Annotated in this window: 14 protein-coding genes; 8 read left to right on the top strand and 6 right to left on the bottom strand. The window is 41.2% G+C overall.

Going from position 1 to position 17,187, the window contains the following annotated elements:
- Positions 1-575: 575 nt before the first annotated feature.
- From ACU52_RS06445 to ACU52_RS15890, 3 genes are all read left to right on the top strand, one after another.
- The gene (locus ACU52_RS06445) at positions 576-2,840 is read left to right on the top strand and encodes a TonB-dependent receptor domain-containing protein (protein WP_053398183.1); all 2,265 of its coding nucleotides are present in this window, start codon (positions 576-578) and stop codon (positions 2,838-2,840) included.
- Positions 2,841-4,277: 1,437 nt separating this feature from the next.
- A complete protein-coding gene (locus ACU52_RS06435; RefSeq protein WP_082335189.1) occupies positions 4,278-5,552 on the top strand; it encodes an outer membrane beta-barrel family protein in 1,275 nt (424 codons plus the stop codon).
- Between the two features lie 261 nt (positions 5,553-5,813).
- Positions 5,814-5,972, top strand: a complete 159-nt coding sequence (locus ACU52_RS15890; RefSeq protein WP_082335188.1) for a cysteine peptidase family C39 domain-containing protein — start codon at positions 5,814-5,816, stop codon at positions 5,970-5,972.
- 128 nt (positions 5,973-6,100) lie between these two features.
- On the opposite strand, the gene rny is transcribed toward ACU52_RS15890, so the two are convergent.
- From rny to ACU52_RS06415, 4 genes are all read right to left on the bottom strand, one after another.
- Positions 6,101-7,636 carry a ribonuclease Y gene (rny, locus tag ACU52_RS06430; protein ID WP_021853935.1) on the bottom strand — a complete coding sequence of 512 codons (1,536 nt, stop codon included), beginning with the start codon at positions 7,634-7,636 and terminating at the stop codon, positions 6,101-6,103.
- 33 nt (positions 7,637-7,669) lie between these two features.
- Complete coding sequence (locus ACU52_RS06425; RefSeq protein ID WP_053398180.1) at positions 7,670-8,008, bottom strand: cell division protein ZapA; 339 nt, start codon at positions 8,006-8,008, stop codon at positions 7,670-7,672.
- 10 nt (positions 8,009-8,018) lie between these two features.
- Complete coding sequence (locus ACU52_RS06420) at positions 8,019-8,312, bottom strand: hypothetical protein (protein ID WP_053398179.1); 294 nt, start codon at positions 8,310-8,312, stop codon at positions 8,019-8,021.
- A 137-nt stretch (positions 8,313-8,449) separates the two neighbouring features.
- On the bottom strand, positions 8,450-9,094 hold the full coding sequence (locus ACU52_RS06415) for a hypothetical protein (RefSeq protein ID WP_021853938.1): 645 nt from the start codon (positions 9,092-9,094) through the stop codon (positions 8,450-8,452).
- 249 nt (positions 9,095-9,343) lie between these two features.
- On the opposite strand from ACU52_RS06415, the gene rfbA reads away from it, so the two are divergent.
- The 3 genes from rfbA (at position 9,344) to ACU52_RS06400 (ending at position 13,302) form a co-directional block, all read left to right on the top strand.
- Entirely contained in the window at positions 9,344-10,216 is an 873-nt protein-coding gene (rfbA, locus tag ACU52_RS06410) for a glucose-1-phosphate thymidylyltransferase RfbA (RefSeq protein ID WP_021853939.1), read from the top strand.
- Positions 10,217-10,243: 27 nt separating this feature from the next.
- A complete protein-coding gene (locus ACU52_RS06405; RefSeq protein WP_053398178.1) occupies positions 10,244-12,751 on the top strand; it encodes a GumC family protein in 2,508 nt (835 codons plus the stop codon).
- 119 nt (positions 12,752-12,870) lie between these two features.
- Positions 12,871-13,302 carry a BT0820 family HAD-type phosphatase gene (locus ACU52_RS06400; protein WP_021853941.1) on the top strand — a complete coding sequence of 144 codons (432 nt, stop codon included), beginning with the start codon at positions 12,871-12,873 and terminating at the stop codon, positions 13,300-13,302.
- 464 nt (positions 13,303-13,766) lie between these two features.
- On the opposite strand, the gene ACU52_RS06395 is transcribed toward ACU52_RS06400, so the two are convergent.
- Positions 13,767-14,147, bottom strand: a complete 381-nt coding sequence (locus ACU52_RS06395) for a GtrA family protein (protein WP_021853942.1) — start codon at positions 14,145-14,147, stop codon at positions 13,767-13,769.
- Between the two features lie 80 nt (positions 14,148-14,227).
- Positions 14,228-15,595 carry an MATE family efflux transporter gene (locus ACU52_RS06390; protein ID WP_053398177.1) on the bottom strand — a complete coding sequence of 456 codons (1,368 nt, stop codon included), beginning with the start codon at positions 15,593-15,595 and terminating at the stop codon, positions 14,228-14,230.
- 419 nt (positions 15,596-16,014) lie between these two features.
- Here ACU52_RS06390 and ACU52_RS06385 point away from each other — a divergent pair, with 419 nt between their 5' ends.
- Both ACU52_RS06385 and ACU52_RS06380 read left to right on the top strand, forming a co-directional pair.
- Positions 16,015-16,515 (top strand): RNA polymerase sigma factor, encoded by a 501-nt coding sequence (locus tag ACU52_RS06385; RefSeq protein WP_053398176.1) that lies wholly within the window; start codon positions 16,015-16,017, stop codon positions 16,513-16,515.
- Between the two features lie 4 nt (positions 16,516-16,519).
- Entirely contained in the window at positions 16,520-17,185 is a 666-nt protein-coding gene (locus ACU52_RS06380; protein ID WP_053398175.1) for a hypothetical protein, read from the top strand.
- The last annotated feature ends 2 nt before the right edge of the window (positions 17,186-17,187 follow it).

Raw genomic sequence — 17,187 nt, 5'->3', positions numbered from 1 at the left:
CTGTAATCCGAAACTCATACCTATTAATCAAAAAATAGGAAGTAGGCGGATTAAAATCCTTATACTCAATTCCGGCAGATTATTTCTATTGATTGTCGGCTGCGCTCGGCATAACCAAATATAATTTGCTTCTGCTCCCGCTTACACGACAATTGTAAATCTGCCGGAACATTAACTTTGTTGATTCATATCGGTTACACAAGCGAATTCTTCACTTAAACATGCTCCTTTAACTCCTAAATGTCTTATTCTCTTTTTTCCAGGTATACATACTGTCTAATTTTTATACACCACTGTCCAAATATTAGACATGCATACGAATGGGATATTAGTCTATCTCTCTGATATACAACAAAATACGTTTTATGGCACGGTTTTGGCAATTATAATATCGTACAAATTATAAAATTGCCCATAAAAGCACAACCTTAGTATCTGCCGACAGGCGGTCTGGCCTGAGTCGCCGTATGCGTACCGACAACAGACGAGATAATATGTAACCCATATCCTTCAAAAATACGACATGGGAAACAGTATGTAAAAATATTGACAGAAAGAACAATAAAATTATAAATATGAATAAACTTACAATACTAATCATCATGCTCCTTGCACTTACAAAGGCCTATGCACAGCAGATAAGCGGCAAGGTGATGAACGAAAAAGACATGCCAATGGAATATGCCAGCGTGGCACTGATAAACACTGCCGACTCAAGTCTGATATCAGGAGGGCTTACGGACGAAGAAGGCAAATTCGTTGTAAACGACACAACACACTGCAAGACTCTGGCCGTAAGGGTAACATCGCTGGGCTATGAAACCGCCTATGCCGACATTCCGCTAAACGGAGCAATACGCATGCAGCCTCAGGCTAAGGCTCTTGAAGGCATAACAGTAACGGGAGTGAGAAAATTCATAAAGCACAACGCTTCAGGACTTACAGTTGATATGGAAGGCAACCCGCTCGCCAAACTGCCGTCGGTCAATGATGCCATAAGAATGATGCCAATGATTGACGCAACAAGCGGCGGAATAGCAGTACTCGGCAAGGGAACGCCTGAAATATACATAAACAACAGACGCGTAAGGAACAGCGGCGAACTGAGCCAGCTGTCGCCGGAAAACATAAAGAGCGTAGACATCATTACAGACCCGAGCGTTAAATACGGCTCAAGCGTAACGTCGGTGATAATAATACACACCAAGAAATGCGACAATGGCCTGGCAGGAGTTATAACAGGCTCCGGAACAATGTCTGAAGTTGCATCGGGAAACGTAAACGCCGACTTTTCGTATGTCTTGAAGAACGGATTAGGATTCTTTGTCGGAGGCTCTGTTGCCGACAGCGGATTCAAACAGGACAGGACGTATGACGAGAAATTCAACAACAACCAAAATTATACATTAACAGAAGGCGAATATAACAGCCGCAGCAAATCAATGAACCTGCAGGCAGGAAGCAGCTTTGACTTCGGAGAAAGCAATTCGGCAGGAGTAAGGTACGAATTCTCGAGAACACCGTCAAGCAAATACAACACGGACAGTAACATAAAGACCAACGCTGACGGACAGGAAAGCAGCATTGCTTCGGCAAACGAATCGTTATCGCAGAGCATGCAGCATTATCTTAACGGATATGCCACGATTAAGTTCGGCGCAAAAAAGAACTTTGAGATTACGGCTGACGCCGACTACCTGTACGGAGAAAGCAAAAACAATCAGAACACCACCGAGGACAGCAAAGGGATATACAGCATTGTGAACACCTCAAACAGGGCATCGTATCATCTGATTGCCACAAAGGCAAACTTAAACATGGCTTTCGGTAAACTGTCCTTTGACGTGGGAGGCGAATATTCGTACACGTCAGACAGGACTGATTTTGGCAACATCATTGACGGCACAGGCTCACAGGCAAACGACTTTATTAAACAGAATCTTGCAGTCGGATATGTCAACGCAACATACAGACCGCTTAACAACCTGACGCTGACAGCCGGAATGAGGGCTGAAGCGACAGACTTCACTTACTATAAAAACGGAGAACGAATAGACGGTCAGTCAAAGTCGTACACCGACTGGCTGCCGAGGTTCACAATCAGCTATGCCGTAAAAGACCTGAGAATAGGACTTTCGTACAACACCAACGTATACAGGCCGAGCTATTCCATGCTAAATAACAATTCGACATACGTGTCGCACACGTCATGGGAGACAGGCAACCCGCTGCTGAGTTCATCGACGCCACACAATATTAACCTGAGCATGGCATGGAAACAGACCATGCTTAACGTAACATATATAAGAATGAAAAGACAGATAGAGTATGTCTACATGCACATGCCTGACTATAACCTCAACATACGCAAGCCGATAAACCTGCCTGACTTCAACAAACTAAACATAGTGCTGTCGCACAGCATGGATATCGGCTTCTGGCATCCGATGATACAAGGCCAGCTCGCCATCTGTGACTTAAAATACGGCTCGCCCGAAGAGAGCTACAACAAGCCCATAGGAAGCATAAGCCTTCAGAACCGTTTCGACCTGCCTTGGGGGATATATGCATACCTTACGGGATGGTGGTCGAGCAAAGGCAATAACAACACTTATTATATGTACGACAACGCCTCGGTGTATGTTTATTTGTTGAAAAGCGTAGGCAACTGGTCGTTCTCTCTTTTGGCAAACGACATCTTCGGCACACAGAAGCAAAAGCACCTCACACGCACAAACGGAGTTAACGTAACTGAATACCGTAAAGGTGCTTCGCAACTAATACAACTGTCTGTAACCTATTCGTTCAACAGTAAAAACAAAAGAAATATAAAGGTATAGGAACCGGCAGTTCTGAGCTTAACAGATTCTGACGAGTATTTTCTTTAACAATATATTAAACGATGAAAAACTTTAAGATATACCTTCAGCACGACGCGATGCATTACTGCATTGCATGCCTGCACATGATATGCAGCCACTATGGAGCAGACAACAGTTTCGACAGATCCCCGGAATGACAAAACTGACATATGGATGCCAACAGCACAAAATGCATCATGGTCTTTCATCATTTAACATAAAATACAACCGACATATATAATATTATGTATAGATGGTGTAAACATAAAATAAAAAAGCGTGAACAGAGATTGAAATTAAAACCAAAATATTATGAAAAAAATACTATTAATAATGTTTGCCGTTATGGCATTTACAGCACACACATTGGCGCAATCTGTCGACACTTCGTCAATAAGCTCTTGTGGCAATACATTATATATCCAGTGGCACAGAAGCTATTGCTCCATTTATAAAAACATATTGAAGAGATGTTACCTTTAATTTATGGGAACAAAAAAGAGAAATAGTAAATTATAATTAAATACCAACGTTAAATTTAAGTCGAATCTAAAAGAACAAACATATGAAGACTTTTTTATTAATATTAGCACTGTATATTCATACCACCACTGATATTTATGCGCAACAAGACAGCATAAGTAAAGATTTCAGACTGAGTTCTATTGAAGTGAAAGCTTACAGACCTATAGTAAAAACAGAAGGAAGCAGACAGACTGTAACCGTTAAAGGAACTTTTCTAAGCAAGATGGTAAACCTTGGAAATATGCTGAGTGTCACACCCGGGATAATAGCAAAAGGGAACAACAACTTTGACGTGGCTGGAAAAGGAAAGCCAATATACTATGTTGACGGAAAAGAAGTAACCAATCAAAACATATTCACAACACTGAAAACATCAGACATTGCAAAGATAGAAATTGAAAGAGAACCTTCAGCCAAATATCCGGCAGGAACCAACGCTGTGATAAACATAATAACAATAAAACCACTAAAAGACTTCATTGCACTTGACGTCTATAATACGACCACTGTAAGACGGAAATTCTCAGAAAATCCATCATTTGAGCTTCGCATGAAATATGGTATATGGAATTCATCTATAGGATATGATTACGGAGCTTGGATGTCTCTCAACAAAGAAACATATTATACAGAGATTTTTCATCCCGACCGTACATTCCGAAGCGATGAAGCCAACGAATTATTCATGGGTTCTCACAATCACGACATAACGTGGAATAATAATTTCGACATCAACAAAAACAACACAATAAGTCTGGCTTATTACTTCCAGCATGAAAAAGAAAACGACATAAGTAATGCTGATATGAAATATTCTGATACAGAAAAATACAACGACAAGAATATCAGAAGACAAACAATAGACAATCGTAACCTACATAATGTAACTCTATATTACAAAAGCAAAATAGGAAAATCACTCCTGTCACTGGGCGGAGACTATTCTATAATAAGCAACAATTCGCGAACAGATATTGCAGAAAAAACAAAAATAATGATAACGGGAACAATAACTTCACGAAAACTACGAACAAATATAAAATAATGACACTTAATGCCACTTATTCATTTAATCTGCCTTTCAATATCAGTTCGGAAGCAGGGGCACGTTATTATAATGTAAATGACAGATACGGCTATCTGTCTGACAGCAAATGGCAGCCTGAGACATTGGGCTCAAACGGACAGAAGACGGAAGACAATGTTACAGCCGCATATTTAAGCCTCGGGAAAAAATGGAAAAAAGTTCACTTATCATTGGGTGGGCGCTACGAATATTCTGATACAAAGGTTTGGATAAACACTCTGTCGGAAACAATCAGCAACTCCCGACATACTTCTTTCTTCCTGCCATCGGGTACATTAACCGTCTTCCCGTGGAAAAACTTGACTTTCCAGCTTAATTACAGACGAAGCGTAAATAGGCAGAAATACACCGGCCTTAACCCTTATCCTATTTATCAGGACTCTTTGTCGTATTCAGCAGGTAACAGAGATCTGCAACCCAGCGTGAACGACAATATCTCAATTTACGCAGGATGGAAAGGATTATACGTGACTGCCGGATATACTCACACACGCAACCTTATAAAAAGCGTTGTATACAATCAGGATCCGTCCACAGATATAGTATGCGAGACACCGATAAACGTTAAACGTTCTGAATCATTTTACACAATGCTTGGATACAACAGAAGAATGTTTTCAGGTAAACTATACTTCAGTGGAAACCTTTACATAAACTTTCCGAAATATAAATACATATTCCTAAATAAAACAATAAAAATACACCGCCCGTTTTATTCAGGAAACATGAATTTGTATTATTTTCTGAACAACAAAATTACGGCATACACAACATTCACATTCCAAAGTTATCTTGAAGACACAAATATATCCCAGCGTCCCGCAAACAACTGGAGCGCAGGTGTACAGATGAACATGATAAAAGACAAATTAACACTCACACTCAGTGTATCAGATATCTTGCACCGTGCAAATTATAACAATATTGATATCAGATACATCAACACCCAACACGGAACCTACGGCACTAATGACATGAGAGGTATCACATTGTCAGCATCGCTCAGTTTGTTTAATCAAGACATAACAGTAAGTTCATCAAGAAATAACAACGATGTGATAGACAGAACAAGGCAATAATTAATAAAAATCAGAATATTAAATGCTATATAAATTCATAAATTATGAAAAGATTCTTGGTAGTACTTCTATTTTTTAACGCCATTATCTATACAGATTCACTGATATCCCTCTTAGAAAGAATTATATGAAATGTCAATCTTAAGCAAGAAAGAACCATAAGAAAATTGACTTGGACAAGGACATCATGAAAGATATTCAGGATGACCTCAACTTGATGGACCGTAAATATTAGTTTGATTTTCGGGTATTATAAAATAAATGAGAAACTTTAAACTCTACCTTCAGCACGACGCGATGCAGTGCGGTTTAGCATGCCTGCGCATGATATGCAGCCATTATGGGCAGAATACGGCTTCGACAGATCCCCGGAAAGACAAAGTTGGCATATGGATGCCAAAAGCCCAAAATGCATCATGATCTTTCATCATTTAACATAAAATACAACCGACATATATAATTATGTATAGGCGGTGTAAACATAAAATAAAAAAGCGTGAACAGAGAAATGTTCACGCTTTTTATATAGAAGTATGTATTTTCTGATTTTACTTAGCGTATGCCACGCTTCTTGTTTCACGGATAACAGTGATCTTAACCTGTCCCGGATAAGTCATCTCGTTCTGAATCTTAGTTGCTATCTCGCCAGACAGATTCTCTGTTTCCTTATCGTCCATCTTATCCGCACCGACGATTACGCGCAACTCGCGGCCAGCCTGAATGGCGTATGTCTTTGTAACGCCTGGATAACTCATAGCAATAGCCTCAAGATCATTAAGACGCTTGATGTAAGCCTCTACAATTTCGCGGCGTGCGCCAGGACGGGCTCCACTGATAGCATCGCAGACCTGAACGATTGGAGCGAGCAGTGTGTTCATCTCTATTTCATCGTGGTGAGCGCCAATGGCATTAACGATATCCGGCTTCTCCTTATACTTTTCAGCAATCTTTGCACCATAAAGAGCATGCGGCAGTTCGCTCTCCTCGTCAGGCACCTTACCTATATCGTGCAACAATCCGGCACGTTTAGCCTTCTTAGGATTAAGACCAAGCTCAGAAGCCATTACAGCACAGAGGTTGGCTGTCTCACGTGCATGCTGCAAGAGGTTCTGACCATAGCTTGAACGATACTTCATCTTACCGATGATACGTATAAGTTCAGGATGCAGACCATGTATACCAAGGTCGATGGCTGTACGCTTACCTGTCTCAATGATCTCGTTGTCGAGCTGCTTCTTAACCTTAGCAACAACTTCCTCGATACGTGCCGGGTGGATACGTCCGTCAGTAACAAGCTGATGAAGAGCCAGACGGCAAACCTCACGGCGGACAGGATCGAAAGCAGAAATGACAATAGCCTCAGGAGTGTCGTCGACAACAATCTCGACACCTGTTGCTGCTTCAAGAGCTCTGATGTTGCGTCCTTCACGGCCGATGATACGTCCTTTCACTTCATCGTTGTCGATATGGAACACGCTGACAGAGTTTTCTATCGCGGTTTCAGTGGCAACGCGCTGTATTGTCTGTATAACGATTTTCTTAGCCTGAGCATTGGCGTTAAGCTTAGCCTCGTCCATAATCTCGTTGATGTAGCTTGCTGCATCTGTACGGGCTTCGTCTTTCAGACTCTCAACAAGACGGTTCTTTGCCTCTTCTGCGCTGAGACCGGAAAGTTCCTCAAGCTTTGCACGCTCCTGAAGCTGCATCTTATCGAGTTCCTCCTGCTTAATCTGCAAAAGTTTCTTTTCATTATCAACACGCTGCTGCTGCTGATCTACGTCCTGCTTTCTGCGGCCCAGTTCTTCCTGACGCTGATTCAAAGAGAGCTCTCTCTGCTTCAGGCGGTTCTCGCTCTGCTGAATTTTCTGGTTACGGCTCTGCACCTCCTTTTCGAGTTCAGACTTTTTATTAAGAAAAATCTCCTTAACCTCGAGCTTCTTCTTTTCCTTCAACACTTCAGCTTCTTTTTGAGCTGCAGAAATCATTTCATTATATTTCCCGGTAAGAACATACCTGAATATAAAATATCCGCATAGTCCACCCAAAACAAGTGCTACGACGGCAATAATAATATTTAATATCATTTGTTTATTTTAATAATGTTAATATTCTCACTTTTATTTTTTATCCGTAGCTGCACGCATGCCTGTTTCAGACACGCCAAGAGCATCTTCGATCTCATTGGTTATCTTTGTGAGAATATCGTCATAGGGTGCTGTGTCGTTGTTAGTTTTTTCAAACTCCAGATTCAGTGCGATATTAATCATCGCCATATACAAGATTTCTTTCTCGCTTTTAGTTGACCTAAAGCGTTCTGAATATGTATTTACCGTTTCTGTTATAAGCTTGGCCGCATTACGATAAAAAGGCTCTTCTTCCGGTATTATATTATAAACCGGTATCTCTGTATCATAAACGTGCAGTCTTATATTTAATTTATCTTTTCCTTCAGCCATCACTACGTCACTATTCCTCACTAAGCAGCGTGATACATTTATTAACCTCGCGTATAAGGCCTGACAGTCTGCGCTTTGCCGACTCAATGTCGCCGTCAGATATCTCCATCATTTTAGCCATCTTGAGGCTTTCGTAGTCTTTCTGTGCCTGTTCCAAAGTTGATTTCAGACGCTTCATTTCCTCCTCCTGTGCATCAAGCATCGCATAAAGCTCCTCGTTTTCTTTCTTCAATTGGTTGTACTGAAGAATCAACTGCCTTACACGTGTGGTAAACAGCGTCATTATTTTGTCATTGTCAGCCATCACAAAAAGTTTTGCCTACAAATTTAGCACAAATTTATCAACTTGCAAAATTTATTCATCCGATTTTACATAAATCAACAAATTATGCCATAACGAGACTGCGGAGGCAAACTCATTACGGCATATAAGCAGACTTACTATTTCGAATTATTTTTCAAGTTGTCATCATCAGCGGGACGCGGTTCCTTCTTAGCCAGCATTACGACCTGGAACACAAAATCGGTTATCCATTTTTCGCTGAAGCCCAACCGCTTATCGTAATTACGGATGGCTACCACCGTCTTCATAACGCCCATATCCTTAAAGTCGTTCTTATGGAAAATGTCAGCTACGGTCTTTTCGGTCATTCCGTATATAGCCTTTTTCATGAACGAAGGCATACGAAGCTTAAACTTCATCAGATTACCCATAAGCATCATGAGATCTTGAGTAAAATTCTGGAACTGGATAAGATATGTCTGCACGTCCTGTATCTTACGGCAATTCTTACGGATGCTTTGGTCAACTTCCTTGAAGAAGTCATCTTCTGTATTATACAAGTCCTTAAGCATCTTTTTACAATGCTTTTTCTCCCCCACTCCAAGTTTGTTGTTCAATGTCGGAACGTGAAGAGTGGTTTTGAACATTCTCAGGTCAGGAAGCATCGCCAGATTAGTTATGCCGGCATTTTCAGCGATTGCAGCCTGAAGATAGACACGCACAAGTGTCATATAATCTTCCATGCCTCCAGTCTTATGTTCTTCTTTATTGCTTTTTCCAAATAATTTACTTAAAAATCCCATGTCTTTAATCAATATAATTTAAACTAACGAGCCATGAACAATATCACGGCAATTAAAATATAAATGCAAAATTACATCAAATACATCAAAAATCAAAATAAAATTTGATTATTATCAACTTTTATTATACCTTTGCAAAGCATATGCGATTATTGCAATTGATGTATAATTTTTTAAACAACATCACAAAGACCTGACAAAACAGGCATTCAACAGGTTAAGTATTATTTAATTTAACAGCAAAACAAGATGAAAGGTATTGTATTGGCCGGTGGTTCTGGCACACGTTTATATCCAATCACTAAAGGTATCAGCAAGCAATTGATACCAATTTTTGACAAGCCGATGATATATTATCCCATTTCAGTACTTATGCTTTCTGGCATAAAAGACATTCTGATAATATCAACACCACACGACCTGCCTGGATTCAAAAGACTGCTAGGAGACGGCTCCGACTATGGCGTACATTTCGAATACGCCGAACAGCCTTCGCCTGATGGACTTGCACAGGCATTTATCATCGGCGAGGAATTTATCGGCGACGACAGCGTATGCCTTGTATTAGGCGACAACATTTTTCACGGAGCAGGATTTTCTGCAATGTTGCACGCAAGTGTCGAAGAGGCAGAGAAGAACGGAAACGCAACTGTATTCGGATACTATGTCAACGATCCGGAACGTTACGGAGTGGCTGAATTTGACAAGAACGGCAACTGTCTCAGCATAGAGGAAAAGCCTGAAAATCCGAAGAGCAATTATGCCGTTGTCGGCTTATATTTCTACCCAAACAGCGTTGTTGAGATTGCAAAGAACATCAAGCCAAGCAAACGAGGCGAACTGGAAATAACATCTGTCAATCAAGAATACCTCAGACGACAGACTCTGAAAGTTCAAACACTTCAAAGAGGATTCGCATGGCTCGACACAGGCACACACGACAGCCTGAGCGAGGCATCAACTTTCATTGAGGTTATAGAGAAACGTCAAGGTCTGAAAATTGCATGCCTTGAAGAGATTGCATTCAAACAAGGTTGGATTGACTCTGAGAAACTTAAAGAAGTTGCTCAGCCCATGTTGAAAAATGAATACGGAAAATACCTTATAAGTTTAATAGGATAACAAACAAATAAACTAGGATAAAAATAAATGAACGAATTAAAAAACAACCAAGAAGTTCAGGAATTTGCAGAAGAGCAATCTTCCTTCAACTTCCAAACCATTTACAAGGCGTTTATACTTAATTGGAAATGGTTTATTTTATCTATACTGATATGTGTTGGCATTGGTTTTCTTTACCTGCGCTACACTACACCGGTATACAACACAATAGCTAAGTTGCTGATTAAGGACGACGACAACAGCCGACGCTCTGGACGAGGAGGCCTTCAGGCACTGGAGAGTATGTCTAACCTTGGTATTATAAGTAACAACTATGGTATAGAGAATGAGCAGGAAATCCTGACATCAACCACTGTTGCCGAACAAGCTGTACGCGACTTAAAATTATACGTCAATTATTATCTAAAGGGGCATGTAAAAGACCAGCTTATATACAAAGAGCAGCCAATAAATGTTGACATGGATTTTGCCCACATGGATAAGCTGAATGCTCCGGTCAAACTAAAAATTACAAGAAAAGACAATGGCTACATTGTCAAAGGTACATATTATATCCCAGAAAACGAGGTTGCTTTTGACGGTCCTTACGAAATAGAAAAGACAATAGATGGCATACCTGCCGTAATACGTACAAAAGTCGGAATTATCACATTGACTGCAAACGGCCGTTATAAACTTGAAGACGGAGAATCAGAAATTGCTATATTAAATTCACCCCGTATTGCTGCATATAAATATGTCAAGAGCTTATCCGTTGAACAGACATCAAAGACGTCTTCTGTATTGAGCCTGCAGCTTCAGGATCAGGACATAAGCCGCAGTATGGATTATCTGCGCCAGCTTGTGGTTTGCTATAACAGACAAGCCAACGAAGACAAGAACGAAATAGCCGTACGTACAGAAGAGTTCATCAATGAACGTCTGGCAAAAATCAATGCCGAACTTAGTTCGACAGATGGCGAACTCGAAGATTACAAGAAGCGCAACAGGCTGATGGAGCTAAAACTGGATGCCACCACGACATCGACAAACACTTCTGTATACGAGCAGAAGCTCAATGAGGCAAACACTCAGATATCTCTGATAACCAGCCTTATCAACTTTGCCAACCGTCCAGGTAACAGGCATCAGGTTTTGCCGTCAAATGTAGGACTTCAAGACGAAGCGTCAACATCGCTTATCAATGAATACAACAAGATAGCCCTCGAACGCAACAGACTGCTTCGCACGGCTTCAGAAAACAGCCCGGTGGTAATAGAGCTGACATCACAACTCGATGACATGCAGGCAAGCATACATCAGGCACTGCAGCAGGCAAAGAAGAGCCTCACAATACAACGTGACGCCATACAGATGCAGCTGGGCCAATACAGCGGTGAAGTAACCAAAGCCCCTGAACAGGAGCGTATACTGACTCAGATCGGAAGACAGCAGGAAGTAAAATCAGGACTCTACCTTATGCTATTGCAGAAACGCGAAGAGAACTCTATCTCATTAGCAGCAACAGCAGACAAAGGAAAACTTATCGAAATGCCGCAGTACGCCGGCAAGGTTAGCCCGAAGGGCAGCATAATAATGCTTATAGCCCTCATAATGGGTATAGCCATTCCGTCTCTGATTTTATACGTAATTAATTTCTTCAGATACAGAATTGAAGGCCATGAAGATGTTGCAAGCCTTACCAAGCTGCCAATCATTGCAGACATTGTCGTAGCAAGCGAAACAGCGAAGACAAGGGCAGACATTGTCGTACACGAGAACCAGAACAACCAGATGGAGGAAATATTCCGCTCTATGCGTACGAATATTCAGTTTATGCTGAAAGAAAAGCAAAACGTAATAATGTTTACGTCTTCAACATCCGGCGAAGGAAAGACATTTACAGCAGCCAACCTGGCCGTAAGCTTTGCACTTCTCGGCAAGAAAGTAATCCTCATTGGTCTTGATATCCGTAAGCCAAGATTGGCAGAATTGTTTAAGATAAACAATCACAATAACGGTATCACGCCATTGCTTACAATGACGAATCCGGAATGGAGCGACGTTAAAAAACAAATCGTACCTTCAGAGATTAACAATAACCTCGATCTTCTGATGGCAGGTCCTATTCCTCCCAACCCGGCAGAGCTTGTTTCTCGCCCTGCACTTGAACAGGTGCTCAACTTGCTCAGAGAGAACTACGACTATGTATTGGTAGACACGGCTCCGGTCGGACTGGTAACAGATACGCTGCAGATTGGCAAGCATGCCGACATCTGTATCTATATGTGCCGTGCAGACTACACTCCGAAAGCCAGCTTCGGCATGATAAACGAGCTGGCTGCAGAGAACAAGTTGCCAAATCTGTGCATCGCTATCAACGGCATAGACCTTTCAGACAAGAAGTATGGCTATTATTATGGATATGGCAAATACGGCAAGTATGGCAAATACGGACATTACGGCAAGGGTAAGTCGTATGGCTCATACGGCAACTATGGCGATTATTCTAACAGCCATTACGGCAACAAAAACGACACATCTGTAAAAAGATAACAACTGACTAAAAGTATACGGCGGCTTTCTCGTCAGAAAGTTTCCGTATACTTTTAAACATTTATATTCAATTACTTATAAAGTTATTCATATTTAGCATTATTTTTTGAAATAGAATTATGACTATTGCAGTAGACTTTGACGGCACAATTGTTGAACACAGATATCCTGAAATTGGCCAGGAGATTCCGTTTGCGACAGATACTCTTAAAATGTTGATTGCTGATCATCACAAGCTCATATTATGGTCTGTACGCGAAGGCGAACTGCTCGACGAGGCCGTACAATGGTGCAAGGACCGCGGAGTGGAATTTTATGCTGTTAATAAAGATTATCCTGAAGAACAAGGCACGTCAAACAACAACCACTACTCACGCAAGCTTAAAGCTGACATGTTTATTGACGACCGCAATATAGGAGGCCTGCCTGATTGGGGAACAATATACAGAATGATAAAAGAAAACAAGACATATAAAGACATCATGATGGAACGCCAGGGCCATGTTTCATATGATGAAAGGCCAAAGAAAAAACATTGGTGGCAATTCTAATCAAAAGATATAAATAAAAGCATTGCGCAAAAAGCGTGATGCTTTTTTAGCTCCCTATCCCGAAATTATTTAATTCGATGTAATAATACATCGGATTATCCGTAAAAAACCATTTGTTTTCAATGAAAAACTGGGCCACTTTTGATGCAAAAGTGGCCCAGTTACGACTCAAAAACAATAGGTTAATGATTTAAAACCAATACACGTCGTTTTGCTTATACATTTTACAGAACTCTACTACAGTACCAACGATTTGCAACCACAAACAGACTTCTTGCTTTCGATTTTTTGCATTCTAAATTAGCGATGCTTATAAAAGAACCTTAATTGCAGCTAAACAAAACGGGCTGTCCAAAATACAATACAGACTATATTTTACCTATGTCTCAATATTCTTTTAATCAGCTTTTATCAGATATCCTTATAATTAAGTTGTAAGCCATATTCAGTCCAGCAAGCAAACATCAACCTATTTTCCTGAATACAAAACGGACAATCAAAAAGTTTGTCGGTATTGCAATACAATAAACAGGCACAGGCGCAAGCTCCTTGCTCACACCAAGCCAAAGGAATAGATTAAGCAGTCCTATCTGCAGGAAATAGTTGAAAAGATGAGCTCCGCCAAAGCCAAAACCATTTTTAACCGACTTCTTCTTACGGAACGTAAACTTTGCCGACAATAGATAGTTTACCACAAAACTCAGAAAATATCCTATGGTATAAGCAACATTTACGTCGATTACACTTTGCAAAAGCCAATATATGCCATAATGCAGGGCCGTGGCAATAACGCCTACGATGCCAAAACGTATTATCTCAAAAAAAGTTTCACGACTTAACAGCATAATTTATAATATTCTATTCTGCAAAGGTAATGCAAAGCTGAAACAAAACCAAATATTTGAAAAACGATTAACAGCACGTGCTACATGCGGCGCAATATACGTGGAAACTGATATGCAAAAATCAGCGTACATAGTATTGCTGCAGTTGCATCAGATATACCCTCGGCTGCATAAACGCCCATCACGCCCATATACTTAGGCAACAGCAAAGCCAAAGGTATGAGCAATATAACTTTGCGGAGCAAGGCGATTAAGACAGAAACCTTAGCCTGTCCCAGGGCTACAAACATATTCTGGCACGTGCGCTGCAGTCCAAAAATGGTCATACCGCACAAGAATACCGGCATGGCCCGGCATACCGTACTGATAAGAGCTTCGTCGGTTGTAAAGGCTGCTGCAACCAAAGACGGAAACAGAACCATGAACAGCACAAGTACGAAATTAAACGTAAACATTATTGCCAGCACAATCTTGAAGCATTCCTTTACGCGGTTTCTGTCTCCGTGGCCATAGTTGTAGCTGACAATAGGCACAAAGCCCTGCGCAAAGCCTGCAAGGGGAACACTAACTACAAGCATGGCGCTCTGCATTATGGCCAAAGCACTGACATTAATGTCGCCGAACTTTTCAAGGCTGCTGTTAAGGACAAAGCCAACGAGGCTCTCCGTACTTGCCATAATGAACGGCGACACACCCAAAGCCAGAATGTGAGAAATCACGTTTCTGTCAGGGCGCATATACCTGAACTCCAATCTGAGTGAAGCACGCTTTGACGTTAGAAAACTTACTATCCACAACGCGCTGCATGCCTGCGATATAACAGTAGCCAAGGCCGCGCCCCTGACGCCCATGCCCATCACAAAGATAAAAATAGGGTCGAGTATTATGTTAAGAACGGCGCCTATCAGCACCGAATACATCGCTATCGCCGGACGTCCCTGAGTGTTTATAAACGTGTTAAGTCCTACCGACGTTTCAACAAACAGTGTACCTAAAAGATAAATTGAAAGATAATCTTTTGCGTAACCTACAGTATTCTCAGACGCACCGGTAAACATCAGCAACGGCTCCATGAAGAGATATGTAAGAGTAGTGGTCAGAAGCGTAAAAATAAGCAACAGGACAAAACCGTTACCCAGAGTCTGCCCTGCCCTCTTTCTGTCGCCCTGACCGAGGGCTATGGCAGCCAACGGAGCACCGCCGCCACTGACTATTGCCGAAAACGCAGAAATAAGTATTATTATGGCCCCCGTAACGCCGATACCAGCCAGCGCGTCCGTACCGATGCCCGGAATATGGCCGATATATATCCTGTCGACCAGATTATACAACAGATTAACAATCTGAGCTGCCACCGACGGCATAGCCATGCGCAGCACAAGAGGCAACATTCTATCTGTACCCAAACGTTCTTCGTATGCAGTATTATTTATATTTGCCTTACCCATAAATTACCTTAAAAACTCTAACCTGTAACATGATTCTTGCCGAAACCAATATGCAGACATCAATCAAGATTGCTGCATCGATGATTTCAAGGTGCAAAATTACACAATATTCATAAAACGGCGTATCTAAAACAAATGTTATTTCCGGCCAAGGCAAAATGATATACAATATGCGAAATCTTAGCAACAGTCAAAAGACATTTGACTACAATATATATAGGTAAAAAAAATTACATCGTTCTGACATAACGGCACATACAAGCCGCCCTTATTATAAAAGGAAATATCAGTCATAAACAGAAAATACTCTAAAAGGCGAAATGATTTTTATAAGCGCGAGCCGCTGCTTTCATAATAAATGTTAACGTCGGTTTATAATCTGGCAGGCAAAACGTTATAACACTAAACAAGGAAAATATATGGAGCAGACAGAGTTCGAACAAATAGCAAAATCAACAAGAGCAAAAGCTGTGGCTACAGCCCTTGCCCTCTCTATGAGCAAGGATGAAGCCGAAGACATTGCTCAAGACGTGATGCTAAAGCTCTGGACATTGCGCAACGACATAAGCAGCAAGACTGACGCCGAGAAACTGGCAGTATGCATTGCACGCAACAAGGCAATAGACGTACACCGCAAAAGGCCTCAGCAGCCATTGGACAGCCATAGCAACATAGCCGACAGCAAGGCTCCGGCCCCGGACATCTGTGTTGAAATAAAAGAAGACCACAACTGGCTGATGAAACGGGTGGCCGAACTGCCTCCGAAGGAATATCAGATACTAAAGCTGAGGCAGGTTGAACATAAAAGCAACGAGGAAATAGCCAAGCTGCTCGGCATGGAAAAAAACTCTGTGGCAACTCTACTATCAAGGGCTAGAATGAAAATACTGAAAGAATTTCAAAAAAGGGCTGGAATATAACACTATGAATAAAGAAATAGAACAACTCATAAAGCGATTCATGGACGGACAGACTACGGTTGACGAAGAAAACCGCATAGCTGAATATCTCCGCACACATGAAGTGGAAGACGAATGGAAGCCATACAAAGATATGTTCGGATGGTTTGAAGACGGAATGCCATTACAATCCAACGGACAAAAGCATACGGTAAAAAACAGGAGTAAAGCCACAATGGTGGCTATGCTCATGGCAGCAGCCGCAGCAATAGTAGCATTGGTTATGATAATGCGTCCTGGTACTCCAGACATTATACCAGAACAACAAACAGTAAACGCAGCCGGCAAATTGGCGACAGAAGAAAATATCATATCATCCAAAGATACTCTGGCCATTGACTCTATGAAGAAAGAGGCCGTAAAGCCAAATAAGAAAAAGAGCAGAATAAAGAGAAGGGTCTACAAAGTGATGCCGCCAAAGACATATCTCGCAAAGTCTGAACGCGACTCGATAAATGTTGTAGCCGACCAAATGGCAGAAGAAAAGCTGCGCCAGATATGTTTCGAACAAGAACAAAAAATAAGAGAGATATACGACCTGTATAACAGACAGGATATAAAGATAGAACTTATTATGGCCACCCTCGAAGAAGGTATTGACTATGAAACAGAAGAAAACGAATATTATTAAAA

It is taken from the genome of Xylanibacter rarus (assembly GCF_001275135.1).
GTDB lineage: Bacteria > Bacteroidota > Bacteroidia > Bacteroidales > Bacteroidaceae > Prevotella > Prevotella rara.
The sequence above is the reverse complement of the archived record's forward strand: the minus strand, read 5'-3'. Positions and strand labels throughout refer to the sequence as shown.